This is a genomic window from Blastococcus saxobsidens, from assembly GCF_002938435.1.
GTDB lineage: Bacteria > Actinomycetota > Actinomycetes > Mycobacteriales > Geodermatophilaceae > Blastococcus > Blastococcus saxobsidens.
Genome location: NZ_POQT01000062.1, coordinates 1 through 11,145 on the forward strand (window position 1 = coordinate 1; position 11,145 = coordinate 11,145).

7 protein-coding genes are annotated in these 11,145 nt (G+C 72.3%); 5 read left to right on the forward strand and 2 right to left on the reverse strand.

Annotated elements, in window-relative coordinates; genetic code table 11:
• Together C5507_RS21525 and C5507_RS21530 are read left to right on the forward strand one after the other, a co-directional pair.
• Positions 1-408 (forward strand): methyl-accepting chemotaxis protein (locus tag C5507_RS21525; protein ID WP_249027842.1); only part of this gene is annotated, 408 nt, incomplete at its 5' end.
• Between the two features lie 189 nt (positions 409-597).
• Positions 598-1,593 carry a sensor histidine kinase gene (locus tag C5507_RS21530; RefSeq protein ID WP_104530540.1) on the forward strand — a complete coding sequence of 332 codons (996 nt, stop codon included), beginning with the start codon at positions 598-600 and terminating at the stop codon, positions 1,591-1,593.
• An 11-nt stretch (positions 1,594-1,604) separates the two neighbouring features.
• On the opposite strand, the gene C5507_RS21535 is transcribed toward C5507_RS21530, so the two are convergent.
• The gene (locus C5507_RS21535) at positions 1,605-3,053 is read right to left on the reverse strand and encodes a PP2C family protein-serine/threonine phosphatase (protein ID WP_104530536.1); all 1,449 of its coding nucleotides are present in this window, start codon (positions 3,051-3,053) and stop codon (positions 1,605-1,607) included.
• A 345-nt stretch (positions 3,054-3,398) separates the two neighbouring features.
• Between C5507_RS21535 and C5507_RS21540 the strand changes: the two genes are divergently transcribed.
• Both C5507_RS21540 and C5507_RS21545 read left to right on the forward strand, forming a co-directional pair.
• Positions 3,399-4,787, forward strand: a complete 1,389-nt coding sequence (locus C5507_RS21540; protein WP_242611234.1) for a PP2C family protein-serine/threonine phosphatase — start codon at positions 3,399-3,401, stop codon at positions 4,785-4,787.
• Between the two features lie 310 nt (positions 4,788-5,097).
• Positions 5,098-6,714 carry a methyl-accepting chemotaxis protein gene (locus C5507_RS21545; RefSeq protein ID WP_104530538.1) on the forward strand — a complete coding sequence of 539 codons (1,617 nt, stop codon included), beginning with the start codon at positions 5,098-5,100 and terminating at the stop codon, positions 6,712-6,714.
• 208 nt (positions 6,715-6,922) lie between these two features.
• Here the strand turns inward: C5507_RS21545 and C5507_RS21550 are convergent, their stop codons facing one another.
• Positions 6,923-9,808, reverse strand: a complete 2,886-nt coding sequence (locus tag C5507_RS21550; RefSeq protein ID WP_104530539.1) for a putative bifunctional diguanylate cyclase/phosphodiesterase — start codon at positions 9,806-9,808, stop codon at positions 6,923-6,925.
• Between the two features lie 433 nt (positions 9,809-10,241).
• Between C5507_RS21550 and C5507_RS21555 the strand changes: the two genes are divergently transcribed.
• The coding region (locus C5507_RS21555; protein ID WP_158657683.1) for an MCP four helix bundle domain-containing protein at positions 10,242-11,145 on the forward strand (904 nt) is incomplete at its 3' end.

Consider the following 11,145-nt stretch of genomic DNA (forward strand, 5'->3'; position numbering starts at 1 on the left):
GGTGAGGCGGGCAAGGGCTTCGCGGTCGTGGCCAACGAGGTCAAGGAGCTGGCGCAGGAGACGGCGAAGGCGACCGAGGACATCGCCCGCCGGGTGCTGGCGATCCAGGGTGACACCACCGCGGCGGTGACCGCGATCGAGGAGATCTCGAGCATCGTCGCGCAGATCTCCGACCGGCAGACCACCATCGCCAGCGCGGTGGAGGAGCAGACCGCCACCACCAGCGAGATGTCGCGCTCGGTGCAGGAGGCGGCCAGCGGGACCACGCAGATCGCGGAGAACATCACCGGGGTGTCGGAGGCCGCCGGCTCCACCACCCAGTCGCTGAGCCAGACCCGGGTCGCGGTCGACGAGCTGTCCCGGATGGCCGCCGACCTGCGCACCACGGTGGGGCAGTTCGTGTACTGATCACCGACGCGCCCCACCAGCGGAGCGCACGGCCTTCCTGCCGTGCGCTCCGCTGGGTTCTGCGCACTGGGCAGGCGCTCGTCCGCGGAGTCCCACTCGGCGCAGGTGGCCGACGGCGACCACGGGTACCGTCGACCCGGTCCCCCCGGGGGGCTGCCATGCACCGATGCGCGGATCGAGGACGAGCCGTTGCGAGGCGAAGCGGGTCGGAAGTCCTGCGGCGGCACGGCCTCCCCATCCGACGTCAGTGGAGCTCTCGGGTTCCGCCACGATGGCCTGATCCACGAGTCGATCGACGAGCTGACCGCGGTCGCCGCCTCGTTCCTCCTCGAGGGGCTGGCTGCCGGTGATGCCGCCGTCCTAGCGGTCGGCCCGGCGACCACGGAGCTGCTGCGCGAGGCCGTGGGGGACGACCCGCGGCTGCTCGTGCTGGACCGGCACCAGCTGTACCGGTCGCGGACTCCCACGGCCATCACCACGTTCCGGCGGCTGGCCGCCGAGCACGCCGCCGCGGGGCGACGGGTGCGCGTGGTCGGCGAGGTCGACTTCGGCACGACGGAGGCCGACTGGCACGAGTGGCAGCGCTACGAGTCGGTCATCAACGACGCATTCGCGCCCTTTCCCCTGTGGGGCCTGTGCGTGTTCGACGCCGAGCGGTTGCCTCGGCCGCTGCTGGACACCGCCCGGCACACGCATCCGCAGCTGCGCAGCAGAGAAGGGCTGACACCCAACCAGGAGTACGTCGACCCGGAGCGGTACCTGGCCACCCTGCCGGTGCCGGCGGAGCCTCTCGAGGGCACTGTGCCGGCGCTGGCGGTCGAGGACGTCGCCGACTTCACCGGGCTCCGGCACGCCGTCCGCCGGCTGCTGGCCGGGGTCGATGGTCCGGCGGACCACGTCGAGGACTTCCTGCTCGCCGTGGACGAGATGGCGTCCAACGCCCTCCGGCACGGACGAGCACCGGTCGCGCTGCGGCTGTGGACGGCTCCCGGCACGCTGGTGTGCACGATCAGCGATTCCGGGCGGGGCTGGACGGACCCGTTCGCCGGGTACGGCCCCGCGCACGGTGCGGACCTCTCGGCCGGCGGGATGGGCCTGTGGCTCGCGCGCCAGCTCTGCGACCACGTCGCTCTCCGGCGTGACGGGAGCGGGGCGAGCGTCCGGCTGACCACCCGCTGGGGTTGAGCCCCCGGCGGTCAGTCGGTCGGGAAGCCCGGTGGCACGCGGTCCGGCCCGGCCTCCGGTGGCCGGGGTTCGTCCTGGCGGTGCAGCCGCACGGCGACGAGGGCGACGTCGTCGTCCGGGGTGCCCGGCAGCATCCGGGCCAGCAGCTCGTCGCACAGCTCCTCGAGCTCGCGACCGGCCAGGTCGGCCAGGATGGCCTGCAACCGGGCAAGGCCGCGGTCGAGGTCGGCGTCACGCCGCTCCACCAGGCCGTCGCTGTAGAGGACGACGACGGAGTCGCGGCCCAGGGTCACCTGCGACTCGCGGCGAGGAGCGGCGGGGTCCACGCCGAGCATCAGATCGGTGTGGCCGGTGCTGAGCAGCTGCACGGCGCCGTCACGGGCGATCGTGGCCGGCGGCGGGTGGCCGGCGTTGGACCAGCGCAGCCGGGTGAGTCCGAGGGAGCGCTCCTCCTCGGTCTGCTCGAGGCGGGCGACGACCGTCGTGGCGAGGATGCCCGAACCCAGCGTGGCCATGACCTCCTCGGTCGCGCGGAGCACCGCGGCCGGCCCGTCGTCGTCCAGCGCGCCCAGGGTTCGCACGATGCTGCGGATCTGCCCCATCGCGGCGGCGGCCTGGATGTCGTGGCCGACGACGTCGCCGATGACCAGCACGGTGGCGCCTGTGGGCTGCATCAGCGCGTCGTACCAGTCGCCGCCGACCTGCGCGGCCTGCCCTGCGGGCACGTACCGGACGACGATCTGCAGGTGGTCGGGCTCCGGCGGCGGGGTGAGCAGGGAGCGCTGCAACCCCTCGGCGAGGTCGCGCTGCTGGCGATACAGCCGCGCGTTGTCGAGCACCAGTCCGGCACGTGCGGCCACGTGCCGGGCGGTGACCAGGTCCTCGGGGGTGAACGGGCCGCGCCCGGCGCCGTTGCAGAGGGTCAGCATGCCGACCGGCCCGGTGCGGCCGGGCAGCGGCAGTACCGCGACGGCATCAGGTGCGAGCGTGGCGAGCGCCTCGCGCGCCGGACCGGGTTCGAGCATCTCCAGCCCCCGGGGGGTCGCGTCGCCGTTCAGCAGCTGGGTCTCCCCGGTCTGCAGGGCGCGGACGATGATCGCGTCCTCGCTGAGCGCGCTCAGCCGGGAGTGCGCGTAGGCCTCGGCCGCGTCACGGAGCCCGGGATCGGCGTGCCACGACACGGAGCTGCGCAGACCGCGGCGTGAGCCGGCGGCCCGGTCGTCGTCGATCAGCGTGACGATCGACATGTCCGATACGGCGGGCACCACCAGCCGGGAGAGCCGTCGGACGGCCGCCTCCGCGTCGAGCTCGCCGGCCAGGTCCTCGGTGATCAGGTTGAGCAGGCGTTCCCGGGAGGCCGCGCGCTCGGCCTGCTGCTGGACGATGCGCCGGTCGGTGACGTCGACGAAGTAGTTCCTCGAAGGCCAGCAGCAGCCGCTCGATGTCGTCGTCGGTGGCACCGGGGGGTCCCGCGGCCTCGAGAAGGGAAGCGTGCAGTTGCCATCGCAGCGCGGTCAGCTCGGCCGCGCTGGCGGGCGCACCCTCCCACCGTCCGGCGGTGGCTGCCGCGCCCGGCCGTGGCAGCGACCGGCGGGACCACAGCGTCTCGCTCATCCGCTCCGCTCCGCACGTCGACGTCCCTCGGTGCACGTGGACGCAGGGCACTGTAGGCCATCGACCCGGGGAGCCCAGCACGAAGACCTGCTGCCACTGCCCTTCGTCGGCTCAGGTGCCGGAGTGCTGGCGTACTGTTCCGACGGTCCTGCGGCGCAGCAGGCGTCTCCGAACCGACCCCGGGAGTCGTGGTGAGCGAGTCCGCCGCTGCCCAGCTCGCCGAACCACCGCCCGGCGCCGGTGGGCAGCCGTCCCCTGCGGGTCACGACGGCGTCGTCGACGCGCAGGCCGAAGCCGACGGCCTGCGTTTCCTCGCCGAGGTCAGCGAGGCTCTGGTCAGCACGCTGGACAGCGACGAGTCGGCCGCCCGGCTCGCCGAGCTCGTCGTCCCGCGGCTCGCCGACTGGGCGATGGTCGCGATGCTGGACGACGACGGCCGTCCCACCGGGGAGGAGGCCCGCGCCCACCGCGACCCCGCACGACTCGTCGACCTCGACGCCTACCTCACCGGTCGGGTACGCGGGACCGCTGACGACTCGCCCCTGATGGCGGCACTGCTGACCGGTGAGCCGGTCCGGTTGCCGGTCATCGACCCCGCGCTCCTCGAACCCGTCCTGGGCACCGAGGAGGTGCGAGCGGCGTGGCGCCGGCTGGACACGACCTCGTCGACGATCGTGCCGCTGCGGTCCCGCGCCGGCACGATCGGCGCGATCGCACTCATGAACACCGGCGACCGTCCGCCGCACACGGACGCGGAGGTCGCCACCGCCGTCGAGGTCGCCCGACGGGGCGCGCTGGGCCTCGACAACGCCCGCCTCTACGGCCGGCAGCTCATGGTCGCCGAGACGCTGCAGCGCAGTCTGCTCACTCCGCCGCCGCAGCCCGACCACCTGCAGATCGCCGTCCGCTACCAGCCGGCGGCCAGTCACATGCACGTCGGCGGTGACTGGTACGACGCCTTCCAGCAGCCCGACGGCTCCACGTTGCTGGTCATCGGGGACGTGGTGGGGCACAACGTCGACGCCGCGGCCGCGATGGGCCAGATCCGCAGCATGCTGCGCGGCATCGCCTACGACCGCGGCGAGAGCCCGGCGCGCATCCTCACGCGCGTCGACGGGGCGCTCAGCGGCCTGCATGTCGGCACCCTGGCGACCGCGCTCGTCGCCCGTCTGGAGCAGAGACCCGAGCAGGTGGGGACAGGGCGGCGCATCCTGCGCTGGTCCTCGGCCGGACACCTGCCGCCCGTGCTGCTGCGTCCCGGCGGTCGGGTGCAGTTGCTGGGCAGTACGGCGGAGCGGCTGCTCGGCGCCGGGATGATCACCGCGCGCACCGACCACGAGCTGGAACTGCGGACCGACGACAGGGTCGTGTTCTACACCGACGGCATCGTCGAGCACGGTCGGACCGGCATCGACGAGGGCATCGAGCGCCTCACCGGGGTGCTCGAGCGCCTGCACGGGGTGCCTCTCGAGGACCTCTGCGACCAGTTGCTCGACCGGATCGTGAGCGGTCGCACCGACGACGACGTCGCCATCCTCGCGATCCACTGCCATACCGAGACGAACCCGCGGACCCCCTGACCGACGTCCCCACCATCGAGAGGTGCCGTCCGGCAGCGTCGGCGTACCGGGCCGGTGGCGGGACACATCGCCGATGAGCTGTCGGAATGCCGCCGCCCGGCGTCCTGCTCCGGTCGTGAGTCGGCCGCAGGAGGATGAATGGCGACGTGTCGACATGGAAAAGGCGCTCACCGAACTTTCCGAATGGTCGGTGCGACACGTCGTGTCATCGGCGTCGAATTCCACCGGTGCCCCTCATCCTTCTGTCGCTCGACACACCCTCGCAGCCATCCCCGTCGCCGCGACCCCCTTTCTGTGCACAGGAGCAGTCATGAGTTCTCGTTCTTCCCGGACGCGCCTGCCGGGTGGTTCCGGCTGGTTCGCCGACCGCCCGCTGGGGGTCCGCGTCGGTGCCGTGGTGGCGCTGCTCGTCGTCGTCCTGGGGGGTGCCGACGCCCTGGCCATCTCCCGCATGAGCGAGATGCAGGCCGACCAGGAGCGGATCTACGACGAGAACCTCAAGCCGCTCAATGCGCTCTCCGCCGTGCAGCGGGCCACCGCGGCCCACCGTGCCCGCGTGCTCGAGTACGCCGTCTCCGACCCGGCGCGCCGGCAGGAGCTGATCGGCGAGATGGCCGAGAAGCAGGCGGACGTCGAGGCGGCCCTCGCCGAGTACCAGCCGTTCGTCATCGACCAGGCCGCCATGGACAAGTACCTGGGTGCCCGGGAGCAGTTCCTCGCCTCGAACACCGCGCAGCTGTTCCCGGCGGCCGACGCGGGTGACCTCGCCACCTACGCCCAGGTCTACCGCGAGGTCTCCAGCCCGCTGCTGAGCGACATCGCCGACGGGCTCGAGGAGGAGGGCGTGGCCCAGTCGGCCGAGGCCGCCGAGCGCAACGAGGAGGCCTCCGAGGACGCCACCTCCGCGACCCGGATGCTGCTGATCGTCTCCGGGCTGGCGGCGCTGGTGGCCGTCGGCCTCACCGTCCTGGTGGTGCGCCGCATCAACCGCACGGTCCGCGCCGTCCAGACCACCGCCGAGGCGATGGCAGCCGGCGACCTCACCACCTCCACCGGCGTGACCAGCCGGGACGAGCTCGGCCGCATGGCCGCCGCCCTCGACAGCGCCCAGGGCAGCCTGCGCGAGGTGCTGAGCTCCGTCGTCGCCTCGGCGGACGCGGTGGCCGCGTCGTCGGAGGAGCTGTCGGCATCCTCGGCGCAGATCTCCGCCTCAGCGCAGGAGACCTCGGCCCAGTCCGGTGTCGTCTCCGGTGCCGCCGAGGAGGTCAGCCGCAGCGTGCAGACCGTCGCCGCCGGTGCCGAGGAGATGGGTGCCTCCATCCGGGAGATCGCCAGCAACGCCGCCGAGGCCAGCCAGGTCGCCGCCCGCGCCGTCGAAGCGGCCGCCACGACCACGGCCACGGTCGCCAAGCTGGGTGACTCCTCCGCGGAGATCGGCAACGTCGTAAAGGTGATCACCAGCATCGCCGAGCAGACCAACCTGCTGGCGCTCAACGCCACGATCGAGGCCGCCCGGGCGGGTGAGGCGGGCAAGGGCTTCGCGGTCGTGGCCAACGAGGTCAAGGAGCTGGCGCAGGAGACGGCGAAGGCGACCGAGGACATCGCCCGCCGGGTGCTGGCGATCCAGGGTGACACCACCGCGGCGGTGACCGCGATCGAGGAGATCTCGAGCATCGTCGCGCAGATCTCCGACCGGCAGACCACCATCGCCAGCGCGGTGGAGGAGCAGACCGCCACCACCAACGAGATGAGCCGCTCGGTGCAGGAGGCCGCCGACGGCACCGGTCAGATCGCCGCCAACATCGCCGGTGTCTCCGGGGCGGCCGACTCCACGACCCAGGCGCTGGGCCAGACCCGGATCGCGGTGGACGAGCTGTCGCGGATGGCGTCGGACCTGCGCACCACGGTGGGTCGCTTCACCTACTGATCCGCGACCGCACGACCACCGGCACGGGCCGGGTGGTGACCTCTTCCCCGGTCGCCACCCGGCCTTTCCGGGCAGTACGCGTCGCGATCGGTGCAGCGCGTGTGGCTCCATCCGGCGGCGACTCCGGCGCGCCGGCGATGGGCGGGTGTCGCGGGACCGGATCAGCGGCTGGCTCCCGGACCGGCCGGGGAGGCCGGCGCTCGATCGCTCAGGCCGCTGACGGCGAGAGACTGCTGCGGGCCTTCGCCAACAGCTGCCCGCGGAGCGCGGCGGGCGTGTCCGGGCGACCGAACAGGTATCCCTGGGCACGTTCGCAGCCCATGGCACGCAGCGCACGCAACTGTGCCGCCGTCTCGACGCCTTCGGCCACAACCCGCAACCCCAGCCCGTGCCCGAGACCGACGATGCCGGCCACGAGGGGCGAGGGGGCTCCGTCGTGGAGCCCCGCGGTGAAGGCTCGGTCCACCTTCATCTCGCTCACCGGAAGACGGTGGAGCTGAGCCAGGGACGAGTAGCCAGTTCCGAAATCGTCCACGGACAGCCCGATGCCCATGGCACGGAGGCGCTCCAGGTGCCCGTGCCGGGCTGCGACCTCGGAGAAGACCTGGCTCTCGGTGACCTCCAGGGTGAGGCGGGCGCCGGGTAGCCCTGTCTGCGCCAGCACGCAGGACACGACGTCGGTGAAGCCGGGATCGGTGAACTGGACGGCGGCGACGTTGACGGCGACCTCGAGGTCCAGCCCCTCGGCGCGCCACCCTGCGATGACGCGGCAGGCCTCTTGCATGACATGGATGCCGATGTCCTGGATCTGGCCACTCGCCTCCGCGATCGGGACGAAGACGTCCGGGGCGACATAGCCGAGGTCGGGGTGCCGCCACCGGGCGAGCGCCTCGACTGCGACGACGCGGCCGGTCGCGATCTCCACCTGGGGCTGCAGGTGCACCTCCACCTCGCCGCGGTCGACCGCTCCGTGCAGGTCGGTCTCCAGACGCAGTCCTTCCCGGCGCCCGTCCCCGCCGGCGGGCGAGACCGGGCCTCCGTTCCTGACCCCGTCCATGTCCTGGGCGGCGCGCCGGACCAGCGCTTGCGCCGCCTCGTCGGGCTCACCTGCCGGCGCTTCGGTGACTGCGATGCCGATGGCCAGGTCGACGAAGACGTCGTGGCCGTCGGCGGAGAGCGGGGTCGAGAGAGACCGATGGATCCGGGCGGCAACCTCCCGCACGCTGCGGTCGGTCGCATCCGGGAGGAGGACGACGAACTCGTCGCCGCTGTAGCGGGCCACGGTGTCCTGCTCGCGGACCACCGACCGCAACCGGCGGGCGACCTCCTGCAGAACCACGTCGCCGGCGCCGTGCCCGAGGCTGTCGTTGATGCGCTTGAGCCGTCTGATGTCGCAGAAGAGCAGACCGACCTGCCCGTTCGGCGACGCCGGACGTGTCAGTGCGGTCCGCAGGCGGGCCTCCAAGAGGGCGCGATTGGCCAGACTGGTGAGGGAGTCGTGGAGGGAGTGCTGCCGGATCTCGTCGAGCAGCTGGACGTTGTCCAGCGCCACGCCGGCCAGGCCGGCGAGTCCCCAGAGCCGCTCGGCGAGCCCGTCGCCGAGCGTTGCCGGCGGGTCGCCGGCGACCCAGTGAGCCAGCACGATGCCCACGAGCCGGTCATCGGCCTTGATCGGCACGGCACCCATGGCGGACACGCCGAACTGCTCCAGCATTGCCCGAGCCCAGTCCGAGCTCGAGCGGTCGACCAGCATCGGCGCGCCGGTGGCGACCAGTTCGCCGAGTTCGGGGCTCTCCTCCGTGTCGGTCACGTAGCCGGCCGCCTGCTCGGCCAGGCCCGGCGGCCAGCCACTCAACCCGGCCATCCAGACAGCTTGAGCACCGGGTTCCCACAGCGCGACCGAAGCTCGATCGGCGCCGCACAAGGTCGGAACGGCATCGGCGACGGCCTGGGCGATGTCACGGGCCGTACGCCGGCCGGCCAGGGAGCGCGCCACGGACAACAGCAAGCGTGCCGTCTCTTCCTGATCGCGTGCCTCGGTGAGCAGGGCAGTCATCTCGATGGCGGCCGCCGCGTGCCGGGCGTAGGCGTTCAGCGCATCGGCGTCCCCCGGGAAGAGTGCCTGCCCAGGCCACGCGACCACGGCGAGCACCCCGTAGTCGCGGGTCGCGGATGTCACAGGCACGGCCAGGACCTGCGTGCCGCCGATCCGGTGGCACCCGGGCTGCAGCCGGGAATCCCCCAGGGCGGCCAGCGCCGAGGCACCCAGGCCACGTGACCGGACGTGCCGCTCCCCGCCGGGAAGGGTGACGTCGAGCACGTGTCCCGGTGCGTGTACCGCCCGGTCGGCGCGGGTCGCGACGCGGTCCAGCGTCGCTCCCAAGGAGTCCCCGCTGACCAGGTCCGTCGTTGCTTCCTGCAGGCTCTCCAGCCGTTGCTCGGCCGCAGTGCCGCATCCCTGCGGGGGGATCGGAGCCGCCGACCGTCGACCGAGGCGATGCCACCACCGCGCGGGCCCTGTGCCCTGCCAGGTCACGGTGTAGGCGCACTCGGACGCTCCTTCGACCTGGCAGACCGAGTGGTCGACCACCGCTGGTGGCAGTCCGAACAGCACCGGCACCTGCATGAGCATCCCGATGTTGTAGTCGCAGTCCACGCGGGTGGGGTGGTGAGGTGGCATCACGCACCAGACCAGTTCCGCCGTCCCCCGGTCCGTGGACAGACAGCGGAACACCGCGGCGCTGTCGAGGCGGGTCGAGATCCGCGACACCTGCCGCAGCACCGCAGACGGCGAGCCGAATGCCGTGGTCACGCGGCGGAGCATCGCAAGGGCGGGGTCGGCGACAGCAGCTCGTCCCAGTGCGAGCCCGATCCGCGGGTCCTTCAGCTCGTGCACGGCGGCATCGAACAACTGCAGCTTGGTGGAGTACGGGACCCGACCGCTGAGGCGGCGCAGCCGGTCACGGTCCCCGGGCATACCGGCCCGGTCGAGCAGCCGCTCGACAGCTTCCTCGCCGCCTCGATCGCTCACCACCCGCAACAGCAGCCGGGTGGTGAGCGTGGAGGTCCCTGCCAGTGCATCCTTGTCGCTCACGGAGCATCCCCGTCCTGTCTCGTCCACTCACGGCCGTGATCCAGGGCCCTGGACATCCGGCTCGCCCAGCCGTTATCGGTCATCGCCGTTCGCCATTGAGCACGCCACCCGTGCGCTTCCCTCACGTGGGTGAGACCGGAACGCGGTCGGTCGGTCCACCCGCCGATGGGAAAGCGCTGGCCGGATGGGCGAATGGTTCATCGCTCATGTGCTCTCCTGCGCCCCGGTCCACCGCCTGCGCCTATCGACAAAGCGCTCGGCGTGAGACGGTCGCCTGCCAACTTTCCGCCATTCCGCCGACACGTTCCTTTGCGGCACTCGAACGTGCGGATCTGGCTGGATCCTCGTGTCAACCACTTCGGTCGCCAGCCGACCACCCGTGGCCGAAGCCGCGTCGCGGAATTCCCCGCACACCGATTTCTGGAGCCCACCCGTGAACCGCACCACTAGGTCCCACCACTGGTTCGCCGACCGCCCCATAGCCCTCAAGCTCGCCGCCGTGGTGGCGACGATGGGGTTGGTCTCGTTGGTCATCGCCTTCGTCGCCGTCCGAGGAGCGCATGACCTGCGTGACGGCGAGCACCGCCTGTACATCCAGAACGTCCAGCCGATGGACACCCTCGGCGCGATCCAGCGCAGCTTCCAGGGCGACCGCGTCCGCATCGTGTCCTACAACGTCGCCGACGCCGAGACCCGCGCCTTCCTCCGCGAGAACCTGGCCAAGCGGCAGACCGATCTGCAGGCCCTGCTCGACCAGTACGAGGGCAGCCAGGCCGACGACGCCGCGTGGGCGGCGGTCAACGAGGCACTGACCGCTTACTACGCCAACGCCACCCGGCAGATGGACGCGATCGACGCCGGCTCCACCGCGTTCTACGGGTTCAACGAGGAGAAGCCGTTGGCCTCCGCGGTCATGGACCCGTACGCGGTCGAGAGCGACGCGCAGGCCGCTGCGGCCGCGGACGAGGCCGCAGCCGGCGAGGACCGGGCAGCTGCCATCGTCGTGCAGATCGTCATGATCCTGGTGATCGGGCTGCTGGCGGCCGGCGCCCTGGCCGTCCTGGTGGTCCGGATGCTCACCCGCACCGTGCGGTCGGTGCAGAAGTCGGTGGACGCGCTGGCCCTGGGCGACCTGACCGTCATGCCCGAGGTCACCGCGGGTGACGAGCTGGGCCGCATGGCCGCCTCGCTGGGCGCGGCGCAGGAGAGTCTGCGCACGGTGCTGAGCCAGGTGGCCGGGTCCGCTGACGCGGTGGCGGCCAGCAGCGAGGAGCTGTCGGCGTCCTCGGCGCAGATCTCGGCGGGTGCCGAGGAGACCTCGGCGCAGTCCGGTGTCG

Coding starts and splice junctions, on each gene's coding strand:
- C5507_RS21545 (WP_104530538.1), top strand. CDS start 5,098: ATGAGTTCTCGTTCTTCCCGGACGCGCCTGCCGGGTGGTTCCGGCTGG.